The sequence below is a fragment of the Pelosinus sp. IPA-1 genome, from assembly GCF_030269905.1.
Lineage (GTDB): Bacteria > Bacillota > Negativicutes > DSM-13327 > DSM-13327 > Pelosinus.
The window spans coordinates 667,095-693,364 of sequence record NZ_BSVC01000001.1 but is presented as its reverse complement, the minus strand read 5'-3'; the positions used below and the strand labels follow the sequence as shown (position 1 = coordinate 693,364).

Sequence of the window (26,270 nt, the reverse complement as noted above, 5' to 3'; positions counted from 1 at the left end):
AAATATTACTATTTTCATTACTTAAAGGGTTCTGCAACCATACTAAACCAGCAAAAATAATATATAAAAAGGAGATTTTCCATGCAATCCTATGATGTCATCATCATTGGTGCTGGGCCTGCTGGCTTAACCTCGGCCTTATACAGTGCCAGAAGTAAGTTAGATACACTATATATCGAAAGCCTAGGAATAGGTGGGCAAGTAGCTACTACTGAGGAAGTTGAAAACTATCCTGGATTTTCCCAAGGCATTAATGGCTTTGAACTATCAACGCAAATGGAAGAGCAAGCCCAACGATTTGGGGCAAAGAATTTAATCGCTAAAGTACATTCCTTGGAGACAATGGATAAATACCATATTGTTAACACCACAAAAGGGACTTTCGCTAGTAAAACAATAATTATTGCTACCGGCGCCACTCCAAGATACCTGAATTGCCCTGGCGAAAACACTTTTCGGTCACGAGGTGTTTCTTACTGTGCTACTTGTGATGGTGCTTTTTTTGAAGGCGCTAATATAGTTGTTGTAGGTGGTGGTAACGCCGCAGTGGAGGAAGCATGTTATCTAACAAGATTTGCTGATAAGGTGACTATCATCCACAGAAGAAACGCCTTGCGTGCTACAAAACTTATTCAAGAAAGAGCATTGTCAAATCCCAAGATAGAACTTATCTGGAATACGGTGATCGAAGAAATTTTAGGCGAAGAAACTGTAAAAAAAGTAATCCTAAAAAACCTAGAAACAGAGCAAAAAATCGAGCTACCTATTGACGGGGTATTTATTTATGTTGGGAATGAGCCAAATACTCATTTTGTAAGAAACCTTATCGAACTTACAGAGGAAGGTTATATCAAAACAGATGATTTTATGCGCACCAATATCCCAGGAGTTTACGCAGTAGGTGATGTAAGGCAAAAGCTGTTACGACAGGTAGTTACCGCAGTAAGCGACGGAGCAATTGCCGCCTACCATGCGGAAAAATATATAGAAGAATATTTTCCTGAGTCTATGGAAAACAACTTAAGGAGGTAATCAATTTATGGAGATTATTGAAATTACTAAGGAAAACTTCAAACAAGAGGTATTGAAAAGCCAACTACCAGTATTGCTGGATTTTTGGGGCCCAAGATGTATTCCCTGCAAAAGATTAATGCCTATATTTGAAGAGTTGGCAGCAGAATATGACGGAAAAATAAAGTTTTGCAAGGTAGATACTTCTGAAAATCGCAGTCTTACTCACCAATTTAATGTAATGAGCATACCTACTCTCCATTTTTATAAAGCAGGCAATATTATGAAAACCATTCGAGGTGCGGTAAGTCGCGAAGAAATTGAAGAACATCTTAAGGCACTTCTAGATTAATAAGAAAAGACTTGGCTTGTGCCAAGTCCTCGGACGCAGGCAGAAGCCTTAGTCGTTCTTACTTGGAACCAAGAAAGTGTTATACTTTCTGATCCTGGAAAAAAGGAGGGTCTTTCACGAACCATTCGTGAAAGACCCTCCTTTTTACTCATTTAAATGTCTACTTCTTCTCCATTTAATATTTTTTTCATAGTTTTCATGGCGCACATTTTGCCACACATGGTGCAGGTATCACTATGTTCAGGTAATGACTCTCTACGATATCTTCCTGATTTTTCGGGATCAATGGATAGTTCAATCATTTTATCAAAATCAATATCGGCACGAGCTTGGCTCATCTGATTATCCCATTCCTTAGCCCCTGGCACTCCTTTGGCAATATCAGCAGCATGAGCAGCGATTCTAGAAGCAACGATACCTTCCTTCATATCTTCCATCGTTGGCAGACGCAAATGTTCTGCTGGTGTTACATAGCATAGGAAATCGGCTCCAGCAGCAGCAGCAATCGCTCCTCCGATCGCACTGGTAATATGGTCATAGCCAGGTGCAACGTCTGTAACGAGGGGTCCTAAGACGTAAAAAGGCGCACCATGGCACAACTTCTTCTGCAACATCACATTACCTGTAATCTGATTTAGCGGCATATGACCAGGCCCCTCAACAATCACTTGCACATTTTTTGCCCAAGCTCTTTTTGTTAATTCTCCTAATACAATCAATTCTTGAATTTGCGCTGCGTCGGTCGCATCATTTATGCAACCTGGTCTACAGGCATCTCCTAAACTAATAGTAACGTCATATTTAGCACAAATATCTAACACTCGATCATAGTGCTCGTAGAAAGGATTTTCTTGATTGTTTAGTTCCATCCAAGCAAAAAGCAACGACCCACCTCTAGATACAATATTAGTTAACCTTTTCTCTAACTTAACCTTACCTGCTGTTTCTCGATTGAGTCCAGCATGGATGGTCATAAAATCTACACCATCTTCTGCATGTCTCTCAACAACGGATAAGAATTCTTCTGCTGTAATATTTTTTAATTCCTTATCTAAAAAACCAACCGCATCATACATAGGAACCGTACCAATCATCGCAGGCGAAAACTCGATTAATCTACGACGAAACTCCCTGGTTTTACCAAAGCAGCTTAAATCCATAATAGCATCAGCCTTTAGTTCGATAGCTTTCTTTACTTTGCAGATTTCCTGCTCAATATCACAGCAATCCTCTGATACACCTAAGTTGACATTAATTTTTGTACTAAGCCCTTCCCCAACGCCTGCCGCTTGCAAAGATGTATGATTTTTGTTAGCTGGTATAGCAACCTTTCCTTGTGCCACTAAATCCATTAGTTTTTTTACATCCATGTTTTCTTTAGCAGCTACTACGCTCATTTCTTTTGTTACAATTCCTTTTTTTGCTGCATCCATTTGTGTCGTATATGTCATTATATATTCTCTCCCATACTTTTTATTATTGTTCTAACCTTACGAATCTTATCACCCATATCATGAGCTTTCGTTATTTCTGTAACCATAGCAATACATTTTGCTCCTGTTTTAACAACCTCTGCTACGTTACTTTCTGTTATCCCTCCAATTGCAACAAAGGGAATGGGTATATTCTTAACTACATAATCTAAATATTCTAGTCCAACTGGCTGGCACACATTCTTTTTTGTGGAAGTTTTAAAAATTGGCCCTACCCCAATATAATCGGCGCCTGAAGCAACAGCCTCTTGGGCTTGCTGAGGCGAATGAGTTGATATCCCAATCCTCATATCCCCCACCAATTCTCTAACTGCCGCAAGAGGAAAATCATCTTGTCCAATATGTACTCCGTCAGCTTGCACCATCATTGCCAAATCAATATCATCATTAACAATAAAAAATACGCCCGTTTCTTTTGTTAACCTTCGAATGATTTTACACTCTTGATATTTCAATTTCATACTTTTATCTTTTTCTCGGTATTGAACTATTTTAATACCAGCGTCAATCCATTGTTTTACTACTTCGATATTGCTTCGACCTAAGGAAAAGTCTTCCGCTGTAATACAGTATAAATCATTGGGTAAGGAATAATTCCTATCCATACAATCACCCCACCTTTCCTCTATCCTTTTGACATTAGAGGTTATTTAACACAAATTGTAAAATAAGATTTGCCTGTTTTGCTGCCGCAATACTGACTCTAGGTGCACAGGGTGGCAGCTCCTTGCCGACAGCAGAGGATAAATCACCGACAACATATAAGTTTTCTTTGATTTTATGAGTTTTTATTTCATCACTATCCGCATAACCTGCGAGACCAGAAGCAGATACAATAAATTTTTCAGACTGTAGGTATTCTTCTACAATCATTTTCTTATAGTTTGCTTGATCAAAGGCTTCAACAATAATATGGCAATCTTTAAACAGGGCAGCAACATTGTGTTCCTCTATTCGCTCCTGCAAGATTTCTACTTGTATAGCAGGATTAATTGCCAGTAAGTTCTCCCTTAAGGTCGTTACCTTAGACTTACCAACTTGATTGTAAAAATAAAACTGCCGATTAAGATTAGAAAACTCAATTGTATCAAAGTCTACAATTACAAAATTGCTAAAACCACTACGCACTAAATTCACTGCACAGTTGGAACCTAGTCCCCCAGCTCCACCGATACCTACCGTAATCTGTTGGATCTTTTCTAAATTGTTCTCTCCTAGAGCCATACCTAATGCTTTCTCAAATAAGTTTCTATATTTTACTGTCATATCGCTTGCCAATCCTTAAATACAGGCTGATAACCTAATTGCAGAATGGCCTTAGACATCTCCTTCACACTCCGTGTATCAGAAACGGCAAATTGTCCTGCGTTTTCCTGAACCTCAATATGTCCCCCTACTGCAGTGTTGACTCCTGCAGACATTTTCGTAATCCCTAATTTAATAGCGTGGTTCCGAAATTCTGCACTTTCTCTAGTCGATAAAGGCATCCCCGCCCTTGGCATAAACAACCGAAAAGCGGTCATAAATTGAACCATATTCTTATCGTTCACGTTGTTTCCAGTTTCGCAAGCCCCCATAGTTGGACGTATACGAGGTAGCGATATACTAATCTCAACATCTGGATATTTATTTTGCAAGTAGTTAGCATGTAAGCCCGTAAAGAATCCATCTCTGCGCCAATCATCAAGTCCGAGCAAAGCTCCAATATTTACAGAGCGAAAACCAGCTTGACAAGCCCGTTCTGGTGCATCAAGGCGGAAGTGATAATCTTTCTTAGGCCCTTTCACATGAAGTTTGTCATAGATGATTGGATTGTAGGTTTCCTGATACATTGTCATGCTCTCTACACCAGCTTCTCCAAGTTTGGCGTACTCCTCTTCTGTTAAGGCATAGACCTCAATGGCAATGGAGGAAAAGTAGTTTTTTAAGATCTGAACACAATCTTCCATATAAGAGACGCCAGCTCTTACTGGAGCATCTCCTGTTAGAATTAAAATATGTTGAATGCCGGAAGCCGCAATATTTTTGGCTTCTTTTTCTACCTCTTCCATGGTCAATTGCTTACGGGTAAACGTATTGGTTATATTAAAACCACAATAGGTGCATTGATTTGTACAGTAATCAGATAAATACATCGGTGTATACAATAAAATGACACGTCCGAAATTTTGTACTGTCAACTGATTTGCCTTTTGGGCCATTAATTCTAAATGTTCTTCCCCTTTAGGAGATAATAAGGCTAAAAAATTCTTTACTGTTAATCGCTCTTTCCCAAGAATCTTTACAATATCTTCAGAGGTTGTATTTTGAAATACTTCTTCTATATTGCCTTCAGTATATTGCAAATACTCATCATAAAAGCTCATAGTTTCCTCCTCAATTATGTAAAAATCCAGTCAAAGGAGATGAAGAACTTGCCCACTTATGAGAACGCCCAAGACCCGCTAAATACGCTTTACGCCCGGCAATTACAGCCATACCAAAAGCCTCAGCCATTAAGACAGGATCGTCTGCGCTGGCAATTGCAGTATTTAATAAACAAGCTGCTGCCCCCATTTCCATCGCCTCGCAAGCGTCGGAAGGTTTACCAATCCCTGCATCAACAATCACTGGTAAAGATATTTCCTCAATCATTATTTTTAATAATTCTTTGGTTTTTAAACCTCGATTACTGCCAATGGGGGCACCTAATGGCATAACTGCTGCTGCACCAACTTCAACTAGTTTCTTTGCTACCATTAAATCTGGACTGATATAAGGTAATACTACAAACCCTTCCTTAGCTAATATTTCCGTTGCTTTAATGGTCTCATAACCGTCTGGCAACAAGTATTTATTATCCGAAATAACCTCAATTTTAATCCAGTTGCCACATCCTGCGGCCTTGGCTAACCGCGCAATTCGTATTGCCTCCTGTGCGTTTCGCGCACCAGAAGTATTCGGCAAAAGTTGCATACTGGAAGGAATATGATCCATCACATTCCCTCTAGGAGAATTAAAATCAATTCGTCGAAGCGCCACGGTAATAACTTGTGATCCTGATTTCTCTATAATTTCGGGAATCATAGTGTCTGCAGAATACTTACCTGTGCCAATAAATAGACGACTTTCTAAGCTTTTCCCACCAATCATTAATGAATCACTCATCAAATCAGCCTCCGCCAACAAATTTTAGTACTTCTAAACAATCCTTATCTTGCAAAGTAATCGTTGCCCATTCCTCTTTCTTTACTATATTGCCTTGATATTCCACAATAATGGTGTCAAGATTCAAACCTTTGCTAAGTAAAAACGTAGATAAATTTATCTCCTCCGCTATTTTTTCAAGGTTTCCGTTTAGCATAACCTCCAACTTTTTCACCTCACCTCTGTAATGCATTTAAGAATGAAATAGTATAGATAGTGATCGCAGAGAAATATTGAAATATGTAATGGTAAATAAAAAAAGCTTATCCAAAGAGGATAAGCTTTTATAAATAACATACACAAATATAAAATAGCTTCCCTACGATGGTACTAACCACATCAGGTTCAAAGGGTCAGGAATGAAAATTCCCTCTCAGCCATAAGGCTCCCCCAGCGTCATATGTAATTTCCTACAGTATATTATAGACCTTCATAAAGTGCAATGCTTTTTTTACTCTACCATTTCCAAAGCTATTTTCATCATTTGCGTAAAAGTCGTCTGCCGTTCCGCAGCAGAAGTAGCTTCACCTGTAACTAAGCTATCACTCACTGTCACAATGGTTAACGCCTTTACACCATGTTTTGCAGCCAAAGTATATAATCCTGCCGTTTCCATCTCGACGGCCAATACACCAAATTTGGTCCAACGCTTCCAATCCTCACAATCATCATGATAAAAGGTATCCGTTGTAAACACATTTCCGACTTTAGTTTCAATCCCTAACCGCTGCGCTACATCATATGCCTTTTTTAATAATTCAAAATTTGCTGTAGGAGCAAAGGTCATACCCTCAAACCGTTGTAGATTAATATTAGAATCATGAGAAGCTGACATAGCGAGAACAATGTCCTTAATTTTTACATTTTCCTGTAATGATCCGCAAGTACCAATCCGAATAATATTTTTCACATTATAGCTCGTCATTAACTCATGGGCATAAATAGATATAGAAGGAATCCCCATTCCCGAACCTTGTACAGAAACTCTTTTGCCCTGGTAATATCCTGTATACCCGTACATACCACGCACTTCATTATAACAAACAGCATTTTCCAAAAAGTTTTCCGCTATAAACTTAGCTCTAAGTGGATCACCAGGCATTAATACCGTACTAGCGATATCGCCTTCTTTTGCATCAATATGTAAACTCATTTTTCTACCTCCATCTTATTCTAACCATATTATACAACCCCCAGAAGTACGCCGCAATTATTCATCTGCATACTTTTCTCTCACCTTAATGATTTCATCCAAATTAGTAAAAAATAAATCAACTAATACAGGATCAAATTGTCCTCCCTTAGCCTCCTTGAAATAGGTCAAAATTTCATTTAATGGCCAGGCTTCTTTATAGACTCTTTTGCAGCTTAGTGCATCAAAGACATCGGCAATGGCGGCGATTCTAGCATAAATATGAATTTCTTCCCCTTTTAACCCACTAGAATATCCCTTGCCATCATATCGTTCATGGTGTTGCTGCGCAATAATAGCTGCTGCCTTTAACATCGTTAAATGAGATCCCTTTAACATATCATAGCCAATATTAGCGTGAAGTTTGACAACTTCAAACTCGGTTAGCGTTAATTTCCCTGGTTTATTTAATATCTCATCAGGGATCCCTAGCTTACCTATATCATGCATAGGAGTCGCTAAATGAATTAGATCCACTTCATCATCTGGTAATCCATATTTTTCAGCCAGCAAACGAGCATATTCAGCAACACGTCTTACATGGTTGCCTGTTTCTTTTGAGCGCGTTTCTGCCACTTCGGCCAACCTAAAGAAAACCTCTCGTTGTGTATTATACATTTCTAAATGCAATTTAAGATTTTCAAAGGCAGAAGAAACATTTAAGCAAAAAACATCTAATAAACGCCTATCTAACTCACTAAGTCTTTGTCCACCCTCCATATAAATTAGATACACATAATCGTCTGCACTTTGCCAGTAAAGAATAAAGTAATCCTCAAAAAATATACTTTGTTTCGCCATAAGAACGTAATCAAGTTTATTTTTCACGTCAATCGAAATATTTTCGTAGGTTTCACTATCAAAGGTACCTGTAGCTGCTAAAACCTTTATTTCTCCATCCTTCTTTCGCGTAGCGGCAAAACTCGATACCTTGACATACAAGCTATTCTTATTAAGTCCAAGCATTGCGATGAGTTGCATTAGTACACCAGCGGCAAAGTTTTGCATGGATTGCATACGAAAAATCTCAGGTGAAGACTGGATAATTTTTTCTAACCCTTGTTTATTCATGGCAATTGTCAATAAATCTCGATGAGAACGCAACGCAGAGATTAAGGTAGTTATCAGCTTTTGGGCTGTTAATTCCGTTTTTTCTTTATAATCATTAATGTCGTATTCAACAATAATCTGGGCTTCTGGAGCTTCTCCGGGCTGGCCCGTACGCAATACAATCCGCACCAACTTATTTTCCATAACGTCTCGAATGTATTTTACCAGTTCTAACCCGGCATCCGCTCTCTCCATGACAACATCTAATAAAATAAGAGCAATATCCCCATGTTCCTCTAGTACCGTCTTAGCTTCACTAGCAGAATAAACACTAAGAAGCTCAATCTTTTTACCTTCAAATACAAAGTTATTTAATACTAGCTTGGTAACAATATGTACTTCTTCTTCGTCATCAACGATCAAAACCTTTATCTGTCCTGCTGCCTTACTATCACGTACATCCGTCTCTTCTACAAATAACAATTCATCATCCATGATATTTTCTCCTTTAACTTAAGTACGTTCTGGAAGTTTTATTGTAAAAACCGTACCGTTTCCCAGCTGACTAGTACACTCAACGGTTCCTTTCATTTTAAAAACCACCAAATTATAGACAATATGCATACCAAGGCCAGTACCACCAGTACCCCGCCGTGTTGTAAAAAATGGCTCAAAGATCTTCTTTTGCACCTCTGGCTCCATACCTTTTCCATCATCTGCATAAATCAAGGTGATAATCCCAGCTTCATAAGAAACAGTAATGGAAATCGTGCCTAGTTCGTCTGGATAATAAGCATGTAATATAGAATTGTTTAGCATATTTGATATAATTTGCCAAAATGCTCCAGGATACCAGTAAACCTTAATGCCCTCAGGACAAGTTACGTTTATTTTGTGCTGAGTCTTTTTCAATTGAGGATTTAGGCTTACCAATACATCCTGTATGTATTCTTTCAAATCAAAATTTCGCCGTTCTTCAACTAACTGGTCAACTGCAACTTGTTTAAAACTACGAATCAACTCTGCAGCACGATCTAGATTAGTAGTAATAATTTTACTTACCTTATTACAAGAATCTAAATAGATTTCTAAATCGGATCGTTTCATTTGGCCATCCAAGAATTTTTGATTGAATTCTCCTGTCAACATTGTCAAATGCGAAATTGCCGTAATACTATTTCCTATCGGAGTGTTTATTTCATGTGCTATACCTGCTACTAACTCACCTAATAAGGCCATTTTCTCTGACTCTACCAAGTGACGACGAGCCTGATGTAAGTCTTCCAAGGTCTGTCTTAAGGTAGAATTGGTATCCTGCAATGCCCTAGTCCGCTCAGTGACTTGATTCTCTAAGGCCCTATTGAGCTGACGGATCTCCTCCTCAACCTTCCTACGGCGGTTTATATTAAAAGCTAATACTGTTACTAAAAACAGCAATACTACAAATAGTGCCATCAAGAACCAAACTAAGGATTTATACGTTTCATAGAAGGTAACTGGCTTATTCACAATAACACTACCTGCTGGTAATTGTTCTTCCTTGATACCAGCCTTGCGTAGTGCATTAAAATCAAACATGTACTGCTTAGTACTTTCTGTTATCACAGGCATGTCAGCTAATTTTGCACCATCAAACACAATCTTTCGGGCCATCTGGCCCGCAGTTTTTCCTTGATTATACCCGCTGGTTATCATCCCGCCTAACATACCATCTTGTAAATAGAAGTCCCAAAAACAATATACAGGCACCCTACTTCTTGCACCAATTAAATTACCACTTTCCTCATAACTAAAGATCGTATCATTCTTATCTACATTAAAAGTCATCAGTAATACGATTGTGTCATCTGAAAGGTTGCCTACTTGCTCTAGAACTTCTGACATAGCCATTTTTTCTAAGAATACAAATTGTACCTTTTCCTTAAAAATAGGCATACTCTTTTCTAATAATTGCTTATTAGCCTTACCAACTGCAGTTTCATCATTAATAACAACAATCTTTTTCACTTGAGGCTGTAGGGCTAAGGCAACTTCAATTGTTTTCTTTATATCAACGTCCTCAATAACTCCTGTTACCCATTCCTTGTCTTTTATATCTGCTTCATTAAAATAATTAACACCACAGAAAATAATCGGAGTGAGAGGAAAAAGGGTTTGCTGGTATGTTCGTGCAAAGTCATAAGCTGCATCATCCGTAACAATCACAGCATCAAATTTCTTTCCTTTATATTTTTGCTCATAAAATTTATATAAGTTATTTAGATAATCAGGGGTAATATTATATTTCGTATCCATATACTCAAAAGAAAGTATCGCCTGCTTTTCCTGTTGAAAAACTGATTTAATCCCCTCTTCTTCTAATTTCACCCAAGGCATCTCAGAGTCATAGGAATGAAGAACCAATATCTTTTTTCGGTCGTTGTGAAAAGATTCTATATCTTCATTAGCAGCAGAATGTAGAATATTAGCATCTTTATGCCTCAACCAAGGAATATCTACTGCCAATTCGTGCTCGATTAGAAAAATGAAAGTTCCACCCAATAAAAACGTAATAATCAGCACAGTTAGTAAGCTTAAAGACACTGCATATTTCACAGCATTTCCCTCCTGCGTATCAAACGTTTTACCTGTAATACAACTTTCGCCATTTTTCATCCATAACCTTCCTATTTTATTGCAAAGTAGTCAAAAGTTGTCACCTTAACCTCTTGTCTAAACTCATTGATTTTGCTACAAAACCGTACTATCATTAAGCTCAGGCTAATTTTCCGTGAGTAATGTGTAAAAAAAATAAGACTTACAACCTAGTTTCTAGGCTATAAGTCTTCAGACTCAGGAAATTCATATATTTAGAAGCTTACTTGTACGCTAAAGCCATATTTTTTTAGCAGACATGTCACCATCAATATCGCCATAGAGTGTCTCTAAAGAGTATTATTCTATATTAGAAGAAAATTGCATAGTCTTTTTTTACTGTCCTAAGCAAGGTTCCATGTCAAGCGTAATAATTTTTCTTAAAATCTAGAAACTATAAGTTAAATCAACACCATATTTCTTAGCTTTTGTATTGGTATCCTGAACTTTATAATCACCATAGTAGCAGGAGACATCAAAATGTTTGTCAATTGGCGTATCTGTAATTAAACGCCAGCCTTTTATATCATGACCACCATACATGTCACCCCACCATGCCATATGGTCTCCATTTTCCATCGGTGCATTGAGTTTGGAATCTTGTTTCCAGTATTGCATGAATACATCTGTACCGCCAACTCGTTTGGAAATCTGAAATTTTTCCAATTTATTGTGATCATTTTCCCGGGTATTTTTAGCATAACCAGCCTGGAGACCAATACCACCTGGCAAGGTGTAACTCGCTAATCCTCCAACTATATTGCCACCCCGATTAGAACTAAGATCATAGCTACCGACTATCCATTTAGCGGCAATATCCAAATCACCAACTTTAGTGGATAAAGAGGCTGTATTAATTACTCCATTTACATTATAGCCATTAACACTGTCATATGGACCATTGGAAAGATCATAACGGCCTGTTGCAGCAACTAAACTCGTCTTATCACCTAATTTGGTATTTATGCTAATACCTCGAATGAAGTCATCCCAAATAAATCCATCCCAAAGCACTTGTTTACCAATAGTAACACCAGTATTGGCATTAGCCTGATAACTAACCCACGCTTGGCGTGTAGTCAACGCACCACGTTGGTTTGTTCTATCATTCACGCCACTGGCATTACCATATCCCCATCTTTGTGAATCTAGACCAGTATAGGTTCTGAATTGATACATTGCATGAACTTTATCACTTACTTGCTTTTCAACTGCCAAACGGTATTCCCAGTCATACTCACGCAATGTAAGTCCCCGAGTATTTCCAAAAGTATCTTCAGATTGAATCCAGTTAGAAATTTTTAAGTCTTTTACCCCGTCAACGCTTTTTTCCACTTTCGCCATTCGAACGCCAAGGTTTTGTAGTTCATCTTTGTATTCTGCAGCTAATTTGTCAATGGTAGCTTTTTGCTCAGCATTGGCTTTATCAGATCTATACATCGCTTTCCCTACTAGTTGAGCCATTTCATAACGAGTAACGCTCTTATCACCTTTAAAAGTACCATCACCATAACCGTCAATGAGGCCTGCCTGTGCTAGATTTTTCACAGCACCATATGCCCAGTCATTAGGGGAAACATCAGCAAAAGGATTACTAGCTGCAAGAGCAGTTCCTGAACCTAATACAAAAGCGGCAACCACAGTGGCGATAATTTTTTTGTTCATCTTTTTACGCTCCTTAGAATCTTATTTTGTTTTATTTGAGTGCACTTAAGATGAATTACTATCTAAGTCTCCATGTTCCCTTAAATATTTCCTTCAAACGAGCACTCATTGTTAACACTTACTTGGAGATTTTGGGCTTGTACCTATCACATCTCCTTTCCCCCTATCTCTCCCCATCTTCAGTGATAGCAACAATCTACTACTTCACCCTTTAGATAATTCTAACTATTTACACTTAGCTATAATGCAATATGCATGCCAAGCTTATATAAAAATAATTAAAGAATATAAGGCCTGCCCAACCATTGAATTATTGGGACATACGCTACCTAAAACACCATAAAAAGGTTTAAAAGCAGTGTGTATTTGTAACTACACACTGCTTTTAAACCTTTTTATATCGTGTATTCTCTACACACTACCAGTTTTGCTGATTTAAAATAGTTCACAGACCGTCCGATTGCCGTTATTGTGAGGATGCAACACCAGTTATCCAATGACCAATCCAATGAATAAGCACGGCTAAAATTAAATGGGGCACCTATATTAGGCGCCCCATATTACTATTTATTTAGATCTGTAAATTTAAATTTCATCCAAGGTTCCAAATAGTCTAATAGGAATATTTCTTCTTCAACGATTCTACCTACTACATTCGTTTTACCGCTATTTTTCATGTCTTTTAAGGCAATTTGCAACTCACCTGCATATCTAGAATATAGAGAGGATTCGATTAAAATATCGCCTCTTTTTATGTCTGGGGTATTAAATGGTGGAAAATTATGATCTTTGTACTTCACTCTAGATTGTGTTGATCTAGCAACATACTCTGACACATCTCCTCGATTGAAGTGAAATTCTTCTAGGACAATCTTCTTTTCTAACTCAGGAATATGATTTGCAAATACAGCCGTAAATTCTAGCATATATTTGTCAATTTCACTTAAACATTTTAATTCTTCTTCGGAAGCAAAAGCATTGGCGATAATAACATCATCAATTACATTTGTAGCAAACAAGTGCCTGGTTTGCACATCAATCGATAAATTCCTATGCATCTCCAAGGTGCATAGCCCTTCTGTTACCGGCCAGGGGCCGAACATAGCAGATTTGGAGTTTACAAAAGCTGCTGTTCTAATCCCTAAATCTTTGAATTGTTTGCTGCATTTTATGAAATGGTTATATCCTAATCCAGTATAAACATGAGGGTAAAAATTGTGACACCCTAAAATATTTTCTACATTGGGATGATAAGAAACAATGTTATCTACATACTTAGTACCATTACTAGCATTTAACTCTATTTTTAATCCATAAGGGTTCAAAGTCATATATGCTTCTTCTATCCCGCTAAAACCTAAATCTAAACGTATACCATCAAGACCTAATTCCTTAAAGAAGGATAGATCTTGGTACGATACTCCATACTTTGTGAAGATTGCTGGCGCAACATCAGCAATCACTTCCATATTATTTCGCTTTGCACAGGCAGTTATTATTTTAAATTCATTTATCGCTTGCTCAATATCTTGATCTACAGATAGTAGACAAGTAAAGATTCGTTTAAACCCATATTGGGAAGCAAGCTCAATATATGCTATATTTTCCGCCACGCTGGTATGATTTGGATACAATGATATTCCCAATTGTCGCATAATATAATCCCCCTCAATTCTATAAAGCAATAGCCTAATAGAAAATATTACTTTCCTATTAGGCTATAGTACGTAAGCATTACAACCTTGAATAAACCTCAACAATTTCATTTGCAAGATCTTTCACCGTCATTGCTGTCATTAGATGATCTTGTGCATGTATCAATAGTAATGAAATTTCTGTTTTCCCTCCTCCGGCTTCTGCATGAATTAGTTTGGTTTGTTCTTTGTGGGCACAGCCTAATTTATCTTTTGACTGCTCCATCAATTCTCTTGCTTTATCAAACTCTCCGTTTTTAGCACATTGTATAGCTTCCATTGCAAAGCTTCTAGCGTCGCCGCTTTGTATTATGATATTTAGTATTATGGTCTCCATAGCTTAACTTATACTCCTTCGCTTCTGACATTAGTACCTTTTATGCTCTGACTTTTGGCGGCTGCAATATCGGATTTATTTTCATGCCTTTCCCCTAATATAATAAATGGAATGTATAGTATTACTCCAATTACTAAATTCACGAATGACAATAAAGCGCCCATCACAGAACCCGTCACCAAGAATCCACCAATTACTGGAGGAGTGGTCCAAGGCATCATAGCAATGGTTTTAGGAACTAAACCAGAAGCAATCGCCATGTAGGTTACGATTGTTAATACAATCGGGGTTAATACAAAAGGAATTAAATATAAGGGATTTAATACAATTGGTAGCCCAAACATCATCGGTTCATTAATATTAAACAGAGCTGGACCTGCGGCTAGTTTAGCCATACTCTGATTGCTCTTTCTTTTGCCAGCGATAAACAAGGCAGCCAATAAACTGATCGTTGTTCCAGCTCCCCCCATCCACACAAAGGCATCAAAGAAAGGCATGGTTACAATATTTGGAATGGCTGTACCTGCTTGTAGAGCCGCAATATTATCATTGATAGCTGGTAAATATACAGCATTTAACAATGGTCCTAGAATATTAGTGCCATGTAAACCAAAGAACCATAAAATATGTACCAAGAAAGCAACTAATATGGCAGAACCTAAATGATCCGCTAAACCTGCAATAGGGGCTTGTATCGCATTAAAAATCGCTTGGTGAATATTAGGTATATCTAAGGTATTTGTTATGCATTTTAGAACGCCAAATAGGGTTAGCACTACAATCGATGGTATTAACGCCGCAAAGGATTTAGCAACAGCTGGAGGCACGCCCTCGGGCATTTTAATAAGCAGCCTAGGATTACCCATAAGTTTTACAAATATCTCTGTCGATATGAGCGCTACAAACAAAGCTACAAATAAACCTTGGGCACCTAGAAAACCAAAAGGAATGGCCCAATCTTTTTCTGATCCACTATAAAGCATAATCAAAGAACCGAAAGAAACTAATGCCGCAGCTAATCCATCTGCATTGTAGGATCTTGCCAAGCTGAAACTTGTACTAATGACTGTAATCAAAGCCATAATAGCAAAGGTACCTGTCCATAAGTTGGCACCAAAAGATTTCCATGATTTCCCGAAGATATTATTCATTACATCCTGGTAGGCAGGAATAGGAAAACTATTAATCAAAACTGCTAATGCACCAACCAGTACTAAGGGCATAATTGCTACAAAACCATCACGAACAGCTACCAAATGTCTCTGTGAGCCTATTCGTCCAGCAAACGGAACAAAATATTTTTCAAGAAATTCAATAACAGATCCCATCTTATTTTACCGCCTTCCTTACGTAAAATTGTAAATACTCTATTAATTGCTTAGCAACTCAATTCCTAACCAATTAATTCAATGGCTTGGTTTAATACATTTTCTCCGTTCATAGTACCGTAATCAACACTATTAATTACAGCTACATGAATTCCTTTTGGCTCTAAAGAAGCTTTCATCTTATTTAACAGAAATCTTACTTGTGGGCCCAATAATACAACGTCTACTTTGTCACTATGATCACTCAACTCAGCCTCAGCCACCGCTTGAATCTCAGCCTCAATTTCTTGCTCAGACGCAGCGATCCTCATTTTACTAACCAATAAACTTGTTGACATGCCTGCTGAGCAAACCAATAAAATCCTTTTCACTAACAGTCCCCCTTTTTTATTGCTATAGACTATGGACACCTCCTTGCACAAGACATTTACCTTGTTAATACTCAAGTTCTCGTGACTCCATAGTGAGCCTATAGCCACTTCCGTACACTATTTCTAGTTGCAAGTTACATGCCAATATTAACGTTTTAAGAATTCAATCACCATTTTTCATTTCGCCTTTCTCCATAGGACTTTGAAAGGTTATCTTATTACGAATTATGAAAAAATAGTGTGCAGTTTTCCTACACACTATTTTGAGATTCTATTACACAGTATAGTAAGCTTACACACTTACGCTATTTTCGATAACCATACGGACAATATATGCCAATTCATCTTGCACTATCTGTATTTGATAATTATTTTCCAATGGTTTTAAAGCTTGACTAATCAACATAAATTCTCTATGATGCAGACTGCGATAACTACTTACATCTTGAAATACAATTTCTCTATTACCAGATTTTAATTTATCAACCATGAAACTAATATGCAGCACAATACCTACAGTAACATCTTGAGGAATAATGATATATAAGCCCTGCTCAATATCTCGAATGATTTTTCGTATATCTGACACAAGTTCTTCAGCAGAAACAGACTTAATATGACTCTTAAGAGAATTCTTAATTTTTATATAATCCTGCTCTCTACTAATTAAAGATTCAATCTTTTCCATGCCATCTCCTGACAAAATGTCAGATGCAGAAAAGTAAGGTATATTTTCAATAGAGATATTGATCGTACCAACAATTGCTAGTATTTGATATTCTTTATTCAGCATTTGTATTTTTCCCAAAAAGTCATTATGATCTAAAATCTTAAGAGCCATGATATGTAATACGGATTTATGTCCTAGATGGTTTTGGATAATTTCCTTTAACCCTTCTGCCGCTCCTTCCCCTGTAAAGCAAGCAGTAATAATTAAAAATTTCTTATAGCTCCTTTTTTCATAATTAGTTTGTATTCTATATCTGCTCATTTCTTGACAGGATTGAAAGATTGAGTCCAAATCACTACCAATGATAGCCTTTCTACATGCCTCAATTACGATAGGGGTACTAATCATATCTATACCTCTTACCTTTATACCCGTCTCTTCCGTAAGCATATCAGCGAAATTATTAAGAGACCCCATATCGACAAGCAATAAAATACCTTTACCTTTATCCATTTCCATAATCTTCTTCTTAGCTTCTTCATACATTTTTTCTACCTTCATACTTAACGCCATATCGAGTCCTTGGACAAATTCAACTCCAATTAAACTATTGGCTACTTGGCACATACTGCTAGCGGTAGCATGTCCATGCATAATGACCAATACCCCTACTTTGCTACAATCTTCTATGTAACTCTCGCATAAATTTGAAGCTAAGAACATGGTGATGTAGCCAATTTCATCTAGCGGTATTTCAATTTCTAAATGGGTATCAATCATTTTAGCAATTTCGATTGCAACTAAAAATTCATCCGCATATTGAGTTCGAATAAAATCCAATTTAGGATGATAAATTTTATTACCATGTCGAATTCGCTCAACACTTTTATTTAAATGAAGAGCCAACCCATAGTAAACTTTCTCGTCAAATTCTTTATTTAGTTTTGTTTGGGCAAAATTAAGGATTTTTTCTACTATATCGACAATTCCAATAGCAACTACTTTAGCAATTTCTTCTTTACGAAATTTCTCTGGCAAATCACTTATATACTTTTTAAAATAACTTTCAATATCTATATTTAATATCTCATTAATTTCATTTTCTGTTAGCCCTTGTTTCTTTAACTTATTTAGCTTTTCTTCAATAATATCGTAAAAATACTCACCATTTTTATTTGCTTCTGTTTCATCCATATTGGCTGCATGCCATTGATCATTATAAGAAAAAACTAGGATTTCTTCCTTCTTTTTAAAAAATTTATTAATTTCACCCCTATGTTCTTGCATCTTCATAAAGCCACATTTAACACGATGATGCAGTTCAGCCTGCTCAATTAAAATATAGTCACGACTTTGGGCTTTAAAATTTAGAAACGCTTTTGCACAAGATAATTGAATATCACTTTTTAATTGCCCGGTATTATTAGGACAATCATATAATAAAAAAGATAGCAGCGCATTTTTGTTGATATAAATATCTTTACCTAACCTTTTTGCTTCACTTTTAATAAATTCTTCGACTAAATAATAACGTTCTTTCAAGCTACGTTCTTGCAAAGAAGGCAAGGTTATCGTCATGGGTATCCTACGCGTAAAGGTTTTTAGCAAGTGGGAATGAGTGTCCTCTGTGGTAGCAGCAATAATCTGCACTTCAACATGTACTACTTTCTCAGTATCTCCTAAAGGGCGGAAATATCCTTTATCAATATAGGTAAATAACATTTCTTGCCCTTGAGGTGATAAACGATGTATTTCATCAAAGAAAAAAATCCCTTTATCCGCTTTTTTAAGCAATCCCTCTCTATCACAATCTGCTCCGCTGTAAGCCCCTTTTTTTACACCAAAAATTTGTGCCATTACCAACTGAGGATTGTCCGCATAATCAGCACAATTGAAACGAACAAAAGGTGCATTTTCATTTATTACTTGAGATTCTTTTGCAAATTGATACATTAGCTCGGCAAACATTGATTTTCCTACACCTGTTTCACCTAAAATCAAGGTATGGAGACCTCTAGGAGGATAAAGAATCGCTGCCTTCGCCTGTTGAATTGGTAATTGTAAACTTAAACTCGCCCCAATCATTCCATCTAAACTATTCATGATTGTCGGCTTTACGTTCTTTTTTATGGAACGATATACTACAGGTCTACCATCGTTTTTTTCAATTTGCTTTTCATCACATAACTGATTCAAATAACGACTAACATTGGCTCTATCCAACTTTAAGAAACTACTCAGCATAGCCGTAGTCACCCCATTCTCAGGAGTTTCTAATTCAACTAATGCTTTATATACAGCATCGATCTTTCCCATTCACGCCCCCCTCCCAAGTTAACACTTTTTACAATCCGCACCAATATTACAACCTTGTAGAAAATTCGCCACCAAGTACATCCATTCCTTCCAAAAAATATAATATTTAGAATAATAAAAAAACACAGACAAATCGTTGATCTGTCTGTGTTTTTCAATCACTCATGAAGTGCTATTCGATTTACCAAGTAGGTGTATTAACCATACTCTACCTACAGCGACAGTCGGTACAGCAAATAACATGCCAGTAATTCCAAAAAGATGCCCAAAGAGCAAAATGGTAACCATAATAAATATAGGATGAATCTTGATGGCTTTGCCTACTACCTTAGGATATATAATATTGTGATTTACCTTTAGCAAAATAACATAAAATAATAACACTTTAAAGGCCAGTAATGGTGAATAAGATAAGGCAACTAAGGTTCCAGGGACAGTTGCTACAACCGAGCCAATTACAGGAACAAATTCCGACAAGGCAGAAACCATTGCAAGCACATGGGCATAAGGCAGACCTAAAATATGCATTGCTACAAAAACAACACTACCAGAAACGATGGAAATTAGCATCTGTCCTCTAATATATCCACCTAGTACAATACCTACATCACCAAAAAAAGCTGCAAATTTTTTCACTTGCTGAGGAGGAAAAAAATCAGCAATGGAAGACGAAATTTTTCGTCCGTCTTTTAATAAGTAAAAAGTTAAAAAAGGCACAGCAATCATTTCTGCAACCCCTGAAAAGGTACGCAGTAAAGGAATAACCGATTCCTTTACTATATCCACAGCAAAAACTACGGCATCCCGCAACACCTGATTTCCATATTCAGTAAACTCAGGAGGCAATAGATTAACTACGATGGATGAATCAAAGTGAATAATAAAAGCTGGAAACTCTCGGATAAAACCTGCCAAATCAGGCAATATCGTACGAAAAATCATGCTCACGAGTACTGCTAATATACCAAAAAAGCCAATAAGAACGAATAAAACTGCCAACCCGTGAGGGATAGAACGTGAAACTCTCTTGACAATAGGGTCAAGCAAAATAAATAGCAGTGCCGTTATAAATAATAAAATAAGCAATGATTTTGCATATATATATAATACAGATACTAGACTAATAAATACCAAGAAAAATATGAAAATAGCATCCTTCCACAAACTTCCCCTCTGGGATTGAGCCACTTTATTACTATCACGTAGCATCCTTGTTCCCCCTATCTGTTGTTCAACTCTTACTTGCCTTACTACTATAAATACATTATATCTTATTCTTTGTGTTTTTTAACATATCTTACTAGTAAGGTAAAACACCGTTACATTTGCTGTAACGGTGTTTTTTCTACCTGCTTTTTATTCCCACTCAATAGTAGAAGGTGGTTTTGATGTGATATCATACACAATACGATTGACACCTTTTACTTCGTTTACAATTCGGCGGGAAATTGAATCCAATACTTCATAAGGCATCCTGACCCAATCTGCTGTCATACCATCTTCGCTGGATACTATCCGTAATCCTACTGTATAAGCATAGGTACGTTCATCACCCATTACACCGACGCTCTTCATCGCAGGCAACACAGCAAAGGATTGCCATACCTTGCGATATAGATCCGCATTTTTAATTTCTTCCTGAACAATAGCATCTGCTTCCCGCAGGATTTCCAAACGTTCTTCTGTAATTTCGCCAATAATACGAATGGCAAGTCCTGGTCCTGGGAAAGGCTGACGCCATACGATTTCCTCAGGTAAATTTAACTCTCTAGCCAATGCTCGTACTTCATCCTTAAACAAATCACGTAATGGCTCAACTAAAGCGAACTTCATATCTTCTGGCAGACCACCCACATTATGATGACTCTTAATAACTGCAGCTGTATCCGTGCCACTTTCAATAACGTCAGGGTACAAGGTTCCTTGTACTAAGAAGTCTATTTCTCCTAATTTATTCGCTTCCGTTTCAAAGACACGAATGAATTCATCGCCAATAATTTTACGTTTTTCTTCTGGTTCTACAACTCCAGCAATACGATTCATAAAACGTTCTGGGACATTGGCATATACTAGATTCATGTTGAACCCTTCACGGAAGGTTTTAACAACCTGTTCTGATTCGTTTTTACGCATAAAGCCATGATTAACGTATACACAAGTTAATTGATCACCAACAGCTCTATGAACTAACACAGCCGCTACGGAAGAATCAATACCGCCGCTTAAGGCACAAAGCACACGTTTGTTACCTACTTGTTTGCGTATTGAGGCAATGGCATGGTCTACAAAAGAACCCATATTCCAATCGCCGCGACATTTGCAAATGTCAAATAAGAAATTTCTCAGCATTTTCATACCTTCTGGCGTATGTACGACTTCTGGATGGAATTGTACACCATAAATTTTACGTTCTGCATTGGCCATCCCTGCTACAGGGGTATTTGCAGTATGTGCTGTAATAGTAAAATTCGTAGGAGGAGTTTCTATATAATCACCATGACTCATCCAAACTTGGGTTTCTGAACCTAGTTCTGAAAATACATCCGTATTCTTATCAATAACCAAGTGAGTATTACCATATTCACGAGAATCGGAATGAGCTACAACGCCACCTAATGTATGGGCTGTTAATTGCATCCCATAGCAAATTCCAAATACAGGGGTGCCTAGTTCAAATACTTGTGGATCGCATTTCGGTGCTTGATCTGCATATACACTAGACGGACCACCTGAGAATACAATACCAATTGGATTCATGGCTTTTATTTTTTCAATTGATGTCTTAAAAGACACAATTTCACAGTACACTCCACACTCACGAATACGTCTGGCAATCAACTGACTATATTGACCACCAAAGTCCATAATTAGAATTAATTGATTTTCCTTATTTTGCATAGTAAAAAATATTCCTCCTACGTTTAGATATTAAATCAAAATATAGCACATAATGCTACTTATTGTAAATGCCTTTCAGCAAAGTTTCTTTTCTTAAATCACGACAACTACATTTTCCCTCTGCTGATAAATTACGAATTGTCTCCAAAATAATCCGACTTACCATGGGTGCATCATCATAGAAGATGTCTTTTAAATCCTGATGAGACCATTCTTTTACTAGCCCTTCTCCATAGTTTACTACAAAGTAAAGCCCAGCATAACATGCCCCAATTTCCCTTGCTAAATACACTTCTGGACAAATACTTTGTCCAATAATATCTGCATGACCTTTCATCATCGCAACTTCTGCGGGACTCTCAAAATGGCGTCCATCCGTATTGGCATAGATTCCTCTTGTAAAAATACGTCCATTATAATTTTTCTGAGTGGCTTTCACTAACGTATTACGTACTTCGGAGCATAGGGCATCACGCATAATTAACAAATATTTGCCATCTAGCTCTACATCCTTGCGTACAGATAAATCAAGATAGTCATCAGGAATGACAAAATCACGAGGATCTAACAAGTGATTCGCAGTTCCTACGCCACCTTCACTAATAATACGTTTTACACCTGCTTTACGAAAAACCCAAAAAATTTGACGTGATGCATCAGCCCTGCTTACTCCACTACGCCAGCCATGCATCTTGCAAGTGAGTACTAACTTATCATCTACACTGAACAGCCTAAACACAGGGCTTAATCCATAGGGTGTTGCAAATTGTAAATCATCATCAATCAATATAACTCCAGGATCTTCAGCTCCCAAAGGAAAATTACTGGATAAGGTTCCTGAACCACCAATCACTGCATATTCAACGTGTAAATCCATCTTATCTAACCCATCCTCACTATGTATTTGCGATTAAATATTTTTTGAACCACAAAGGCACAAAGATTTTTATTAATTCCCTTTGTGTCCAGCGACATCAGGATTGTGTCTTTGTGGTTCACAAAACCTATATATCCTGATACCCTAAAAATAACTACCGCTTTTTATGCAAATGTTTTTATTATATTATACTGGGTATCACGCTGCGCTGGTTTTTTACCTGTTTCCCGGATTAAATTGAGCATCTTGTCAATTGTCATTTGATGAGATGTACCTGCGGCCTTGACCACATTCTCCTCCAGCATTATACTCCCTAAATCATTAGCACCAAAAGCTAATGTCAATTGCCCAATGTTCTGTCCTTGGGTCACCCATGATCCCTGGATATGTTTAATATTATGGAAATACAATCTGGCTATTGATAATGTCTTTAAATAGTCCCATGCAGAAATTTTTTCTCCGCCCATTTGTGTATTTCCTGGTTGAAAAGACCAAATGATAAAGGCACGAAATCCTCCCGTTTTTTCTTGAAGAGTACGTACTTTCTCCATATGTTCCATACGCTGAGCATACGTCTCACCCATACCAATTACCATAGTAGCTGTGGTCTCCAGGCCAACTTGGTGAGCTGCTTCCATCACCATAAGCCAATCACTAGCACTAATCTTTTTAGGACTTACCCTTTGACGGACCTCGTCCACTAAAATTTCAGCGCCACCACCAGGCAGCGAATCAAGACCTGCTGCCTTTAATCTTACCAGGGTCTCTGTGACGGAGATACCTTCTTTCTTGGCAATATGCAGAATCTCTGCTGGAGAAAAGGAATGAATGACAATGTTAAAGTTCTTTTTAATAAAGGTCAGCAAGTCGATATAATACTCTAATCCTAGAGCAGGATTAAGACCACCTTGCAACATTACCTGGGTTCCCCCTGCCTCGATGGTTTCTTTGAGCTTCTCAAAGATAATTTCCTTAGATAGGGTATACCCATCTGGATGCCCTTCTGCGCGAAAGAAAGCACAAAAACGGCATTCACTGGTGCATATATTCGTATAATTAATATTACGGTCAATAACAAAGGTGACAAGATTATCTGGATGCATTTCTTGTCTCACTTTATTCGCAGCCTGACCAAGTTCCAACACATCTTTAGTCGATAACATCTCTAAGGCTTTTTCTGTTGTAAGTATTTTATTCATCGTATCACCTTTGCAAATTCAAGCTTTGGCACTATAGGGATCAACCCTAGACCATGTGCCATCTTATAATAAGTTAATAATGCCTCCTGGTGAGCAGGAGTAAATTGATAATTGAGAAGGCCAATATAGTGTATGAGTTGCGCCGCTGTCAAAGGAAATTTACCGCGCAACGTATCCGCAGCATCTTTGATATGAGCTAATCCATAGGCAAACCCACCTGTCACCTTTTCATATAACACTTGTACGGCCTTCGCCTGTAAAACGGAAAAATTTCGATTGACAACCCATACCGCATAGACCATAGCAAGACCTGTTAACTTCCGCCACTCAGCTCCTAAATCATAGTAATAGTAGCCGGGCACACGATTATGATATGCTGTAAGAGCGTCATCGCCGATGAATAATACTGCCTGTGCCTGATCAAGCACTCCTTCAACAAGTGATAATGGACTAATAAAATATTCTGGAGCAGCTTGATACCCATGATGCAGAATAATTTTTAGCAGACCGTGGGAAGTAGCTGATTTTGCCGTCAAGGCGACACGAGCTTGACCTATCTCTTCAATTGGAATTTTTGATACCAATACAATACTTTCTAATGCACCATTGGCACTAATTGATACATCAGGCATAAGCACAAGCTTTTCACTGTTTTGTGCATAAATAATAGATGACACTGGACTGACAGCTAATTTACCCGTAATAACAGAGTTATTGAGTTCTGCAGGGGTAGCTGACTGTATATGAACATGTTGCCCAAAGCCACCATGGCCTAATCCATAGTGAAGGGGTAAACAATTAATAAAATTAATATTTCCTAAACTTGCTTCATTCATTTATTTTCACTCCACTCGATATTTTTAGTGGATGATAAAAAGTATCTCGTTCCACAGCAAGGTAGCCCGTCTCTTCAACGAAATGAATTATTTCTTTTTTTGTAATTCCTGTTTTTGTTGTAGCACCTGCTGCATGAATAATCCTTTCCTCTACCACTGTACCATCTAGATCATCTGCCCCAAAGCCTAGCGCTAATTGGGCAATCGGTAATGTTAACATCATCCAAAAGGCTTTTACATGATCAAAATTATCCAAAATAATTCTTGCAAGGGCAATCATTTTTAAATCTTCCCAGGAGGCTACTCGCTCTAACTCGGCAAGCCCCGTGTTGGCAGGATGAAAAGGAAAGGCTACAAAGGCCTGAAACCCGCCCGTTTGATCCTGAATTTCGCGCAATGTAATGAGATGTTGTATACGTTGTTCTATGGTTTCAATATGCCCGTATAACATGGTAGCATTAGTGGGCAGTCCTAAAGAATGGGCGGTAGTAATAACCTCTATCCATTCAGCCGTCGTAGCTTTATTAGGACATATCACCTTACGAACACTGTCATCTAAAATTTCCGCCCCACCCCCTGGCAAAGAATCCAGGCCTGCAGCTTTTAATTGTTCCAACACAAGTTTAATGCTCAATTTAGAAATATTGGAAAAATGCACAATTTCTACAGGAGTAAAGGCCTTCAAATGGACCTGGGGTGCAGCAGCCTTTACTGCGGCGACGATTTCAAGATAATAGGGAAAAGGCTTATCTGGATGCAGTGCACTTACCATATGTATTTCACTAAGGTCAGGGGTATCTTTAACTGTTTGACTTACAATCCGGATTACCTCTGCTTTATCCATAACATAAGCCCTTTCTTCTTCCGCTTTGCAGCCAAAGGCACATAAAGGGCAACCTGATACACAAATATTAGTTAAATTAATATGTCGATTCACATTATAATACACATGTTTGCCTGATTTACGTTCTTTGACACTACGTGCTAGACTAGCCAACTTTAAGATATCATTATCTTGATATAAGGCTAATGCTTCCGCAAAATGCAAGCGTTCACCGCTATTTACTTTTTTTACGGCTTTCTCTATCAAATTCATCTTTTGACACCTCATCATTATATGATGTAGTTTATCATACTACTTTGTCAAGTTATGCAACTTAT

General features: G+C 37.6%; 23 protein-coding genes and 1 riboswitch. Of the genes, 2 read left to right on the top strand and 21 right to left on the bottom strand.

Features of this window, described 5'->3' with window-relative positions:
* The first annotated feature begins 81 nt into the window (after nt 1-81).
* The gene (gene trxB, locus QSJ81_RS03170) at nt 82-1,032 is read left to right on the top strand and encodes a thioredoxin-disulfide reductase (RefSeq protein WP_285715956.1); all 951 of its coding nucleotides are present in this window, start codon (nt 82-84) and stop codon (nt 1,030-1,032) included.
* A 7-nt stretch (nt 1,033-1,039) separates the two neighbouring features.
* Nucleotides 1,040-1,363, top strand: coding sequence for a thioredoxin (trxA, locus tag QSJ81_RS03165; RefSeq protein WP_038669352.1), 324 nt, complete (start codon nt 1,040-1,042; stop codon nt 1,361-1,363).
* Between the two features lie 152 nt (nt 1,364-1,515).
* Here trxA and thiC read toward each other — a convergent pair whose 3' ends face one another.
* From thiC to mqnE, 21 genes are all read right to left on the bottom strand, one after another.
* Nucleotides 1,516-2,814 carry a phosphomethylpyrimidine synthase ThiC gene (gene thiC / locus QSJ81_RS03160; RefSeq protein WP_285715955.1) on the bottom strand — a complete coding sequence of 433 codons (1,299 nt, stop codon included), beginning with the start codon at nt 2,812-2,814 and terminating at the stop codon, nt 1,516-1,518.
* Nucleotides 2,814-3,461 (bottom strand): thiamine phosphate synthase, encoded by a 648-nt coding sequence (gene thiE, locus QSJ81_RS03155; protein ID WP_285715954.1) that lies wholly within the window; start codon nt 3,459-3,461, stop codon nt 2,814-2,816. The genes thiC and thiE overlap by 1 nt, the downstream gene beginning before the upstream one ends.
* A 34-nt stretch (nt 3,462-3,495) precedes the next feature.
* Nucleotides 3,496-4,122: a sulfur carrier protein ThiS adenylyltransferase ThiF gene (gene thiF / locus QSJ81_RS03150; protein WP_285715953.1), complete on the bottom strand. Its 627-nt coding sequence runs from the start codon at nt 4,120-4,122 to the stop codon at nt 3,496-3,498.
* Nucleotides 4,119-5,222: a 2-iminoacetate synthase ThiH gene (gene thiH, locus QSJ81_RS03145; protein WP_285715952.1), complete on the bottom strand. Its 1,104-nt coding sequence runs from the start codon at nt 5,220-5,222 to the stop codon at nt 4,119-4,121. Before thiH ends, thiF begins: the two co-directional genes overlap by 4 nt.
* A gap of 10 nt (nt 5,223-5,232) precedes the next feature.
* Nucleotides 5,233-6,003, bottom strand: a complete 771-nt coding sequence (locus tag QSJ81_RS03140) for a thiazole synthase (protein WP_285715951.1) — start codon at nt 6,001-6,003, stop codon at nt 5,233-5,235.
* A gap of 4 nt (nt 6,004-6,007) precedes the next feature.
* Nucleotides 6,008-6,199, bottom strand: coding sequence for a sulfur carrier protein ThiS (thiS, locus tag QSJ81_RS03135; RefSeq protein WP_285715950.1), 192 nt, complete (start codon nt 6,197-6,199; stop codon nt 6,008-6,010).
* A 142-nt stretch (nt 6,200-6,341) separates the two neighbouring features.
* Nucleotides 6,342-6,444, bottom strand: a riboswitch (TPP riboswitch).
* A gap of 49 nt (nt 6,445-6,493) precedes the next feature.
* Complete coding sequence (deoD, locus tag QSJ81_RS03130) at nt 6,494-7,195, bottom strand: purine-nucleoside phosphorylase (protein ID WP_285715949.1); 702 nt, start codon at nt 7,193-7,195, stop codon at nt 6,494-6,496.
* A 57-nt stretch (nt 7,196-7,252) separates the two neighbouring features.
* Nucleotides 7,253-8,779 (bottom strand): DUF3369 domain-containing protein, encoded by a 1,527-nt coding sequence (locus QSJ81_RS03125; protein ID WP_285715948.1) that lies wholly within the window; start codon nt 8,777-8,779, stop codon nt 7,253-7,255.
* An 18-nt stretch (nt 8,780-8,797) separates the two neighbouring features.
* Entirely contained in the window at nt 8,798-10,939 is a 2,142-nt protein-coding gene (locus QSJ81_RS03120) for a sensor histidine kinase (protein ID WP_285715947.1), read from the bottom strand.
* 366 nt (nt 10,940-11,305) lie between these two features.
* Nucleotides 11,306-12,583, bottom strand: coding sequence for an S-layer homology domain-containing protein (locus QSJ81_RS03115; protein ID WP_285715946.1), 1,278 nt, complete (start codon nt 12,581-12,583; stop codon nt 11,306-11,308).
* Nucleotides 12,584-13,146: 563 nt separating this feature from the next.
* Nucleotides 13,147-14,238, bottom strand: coding sequence for a DUF871 domain-containing protein (locus tag QSJ81_RS03110; RefSeq protein WP_285715945.1), 1,092 nt, complete (start codon nt 14,236-14,238; stop codon nt 13,147-13,149).
* Between the two features lie 79 nt (nt 14,239-14,317).
* Entirely contained in the window at nt 14,318-14,614 is a 297-nt protein-coding gene (locus QSJ81_RS03105) for a PTS lactose/cellobiose transporter subunit IIA (protein ID WP_285715944.1), read from the bottom strand.
* Between the two features lie 8 nt (nt 14,615-14,622).
* A complete protein-coding gene (locus QSJ81_RS03100) occupies nt 14,623-15,942 on the bottom strand; it encodes a PTS sugar transporter subunit IIC (RefSeq protein ID WP_285715943.1) in 1,320 nt (439 codons plus the stop codon).
* 65 nt (nt 15,943-16,007) lie between these two features.
* Entirely contained in the window at nt 16,008-16,313 is a 306-nt protein-coding gene (locus tag QSJ81_RS03095) for a PTS sugar transporter subunit IIB (RefSeq protein ID WP_285715942.1), read from the bottom strand.
* Nucleotides 16,314-16,605: 292 nt separating this feature from the next.
* Nucleotides 16,606-19,299, bottom strand: coding sequence for a sigma-54-dependent transcriptional regulator (locus QSJ81_RS03090; protein ID WP_285715941.1), 2,694 nt, complete (start codon nt 19,297-19,299; stop codon nt 16,606-16,608).
* Nucleotides 19,300-19,461: 162 nt separating this feature from the next.
* Nucleotides 19,462-20,508, bottom strand: coding sequence for an AI-2E family transporter (locus QSJ81_RS03085; protein ID WP_285715940.1), 1,047 nt, complete (start codon nt 20,506-20,508; stop codon nt 19,462-19,464).
* A gap of 147 nt (nt 20,509-20,655) precedes the next feature.
* Nucleotides 20,656-22,197, bottom strand: a complete 1,542-nt coding sequence (guaA, locus tag QSJ81_RS03080; protein WP_285715939.1) for a glutamine-hydrolyzing GMP synthase — start codon at nt 22,195-22,197, stop codon at nt 20,656-20,658.
* A 55-nt stretch (nt 22,198-22,252) separates the two neighbouring features.
* Entirely contained in the window at nt 22,253-23,074 is an 822-nt protein-coding gene (locus QSJ81_RS03075; protein WP_285715938.1) for an MTAP family purine nucleoside phosphorylase, read from the bottom strand.
* A gap of 164 nt (nt 23,075-23,238) precedes the next feature.
* A complete protein-coding gene (gene mqnC, locus QSJ81_RS03070; protein WP_285715937.1) occupies nt 23,239-24,273 on the bottom strand; it encodes a cyclic dehypoxanthinyl futalosine synthase in 1,035 nt (344 codons plus the stop codon).
* A complete protein-coding gene (locus QSJ81_RS03065) occupies nt 24,270-25,109 on the bottom strand; it encodes a menaquinone biosynthetic enzyme MqnA/MqnD family protein (RefSeq protein ID WP_285715936.1) in 840 nt (279 codons plus the stop codon). Before QSJ81_RS03065 ends, mqnC begins: the two co-directional genes overlap by 4 nt.
* Nucleotides 25,102-26,205, bottom strand: a complete 1,104-nt coding sequence (gene mqnE / locus QSJ81_RS03060; protein WP_285715935.1) for an aminofutalosine synthase MqnE — start codon at nt 26,203-26,205, stop codon at nt 25,102-25,104. Before mqnE ends, QSJ81_RS03065 begins: the two co-directional genes overlap by 8 nt.
* Nucleotides 26,206-26,270: the final 65 nt, after the last annotated feature.

What these genes read in the sequence shown, in the direction of transcription:
- trxB (WP_285715956.1), top strand. Translation starts at nt 82, where the DNA reads ATGCAATCCTATGATGTCATCATCATTGGTGCTGGGCCTGCTGGCTTA.
- trxA (WP_038669352.1), top strand. Translation starts at nt 1,040, where the DNA reads ATGGAGATTATTGAAATTACTAAGGAAAACTTCAAACAAGAGGTATTG.
- thiC (WP_285715955.1), bottom strand. Translation starts at nt 2,814, where the DNA reads ATGACATATACGACACAAATGGATGCAGCAAAAAAAGGAATTGTAACA.
- thiE (WP_285715954.1), bottom strand. Translation starts at nt 3,461, where the DNA reads ATGGATAGGAATTATTCCTTACCCAATGATTTATACTGTATTACAGCG.
- thiF (WP_285715953.1), bottom strand. Translation starts at nt 4,122, where the DNA reads ATGACAGTAAAATATAGAAACTTATTTGAGAAAGCATTAGGTATGGCT.
- thiH (WP_285715952.1), bottom strand. Translation starts at nt 5,222, where the DNA reads ATGAGCTTTTATGATGAGTATTTGCAATATACTGAAGGCAATATAGAA.
- QSJ81_RS03140 (WP_285715951.1), bottom strand. Translation starts at nt 6,003, where the DNA reads ATGAGTGATTCATTAATGATTGGTGGGAAAAGCTTAGAAAGTCGTCTA.
- thiS (WP_285715950.1), bottom strand. Translation starts at nt 6,199, where the DNA reads ATGCTAAACGGAAACCTTGAAAAAATAGCGGAGGAGATAAATTTATCT.
- deoD (WP_285715949.1), bottom strand. Translation starts at nt 7,195, where the DNA reads ATGAGTTTACATATTGATGCAAAAGAAGGCGATATCGCTAGTACGGTA.
- QSJ81_RS03125 (WP_285715948.1), bottom strand. Translation starts at nt 8,779, where the DNA reads ATGGATGATGAATTGTTATTTGTAGAAGAGACGGATGTACGTGATAGT.
- QSJ81_RS03120 (WP_285715947.1), bottom strand. Translation starts at nt 10,939, where the DNA reads ATGAAAAATGGCGAAAGTTGTATTACAGGTAAAACGTTTGATACGCAG.
- QSJ81_RS03115 (WP_285715946.1), bottom strand. Translation starts at nt 12,583, where the DNA reads ATGAACAAAAAAATTATCGCCACTGTGGTTGCCGCTTTTGTATTAGGT.
- QSJ81_RS03110 (WP_285715945.1), bottom strand. Translation starts at nt 14,238, where the DNA reads ATGCGACAATTGGGAATATCATTGTATCCAAATCATACCAGCGTGGCG.
- QSJ81_RS03105 (WP_285715944.1), bottom strand. Translation starts at nt 14,614, where the DNA reads ATGGAGACCATAATACTAAATATCATAATACAAAGCGGCGACGCTAGA.
- QSJ81_RS03100 (WP_285715943.1), bottom strand. Translation starts at nt 15,942, where the DNA reads ATGGGATCTGTTATTGAATTTCTTGAAAAATATTTTGTTCCGTTTGCT.
- QSJ81_RS03090 (WP_285715941.1), bottom strand. Translation starts at nt 19,299, where the DNA reads ATGGGAAAGATCGATGCTGTATATAAAGCATTAGTTGAATTAGAAACT.
- QSJ81_RS03085 (WP_285715940.1), bottom strand. Translation starts at nt 20,508, where the DNA reads ATGCTACGTGATAGTAATAAAGTGGCTCAATCCCAGAGGGGAAGTTTG.
- guaA (WP_285715939.1), bottom strand. Translation starts at nt 22,197, where the DNA reads ATGCAAAATAAGGAAAATCAATTAATTCTAATTATGGACTTTGGTGGT.
- QSJ81_RS03075 (WP_285715938.1), bottom strand. Translation starts at nt 23,074, where the DNA reads ATGGATTTACACGTTGAATATGCAGTGATTGGTGGTTCAGGAACCTTA.
- mqnC (WP_285715937.1), bottom strand. Translation starts at nt 24,273, where the DNA reads ATGAATAAAATACTTACAACAGAAAAAGCCTTAGAGATGTTATCGACT.
- QSJ81_RS03065 (WP_285715936.1), bottom strand. Translation starts at nt 25,109, where the DNA reads ATGAATGAAGCAAGTTTAGGAAATATTAATTTTATTAATTGTTTACCC.
- mqnE (WP_285715935.1), bottom strand. Translation starts at nt 26,205, where the DNA reads ATGAATTTGATAGAGAAAGCCGTAAAAAAAGTAAATAGCGGTGAACGC.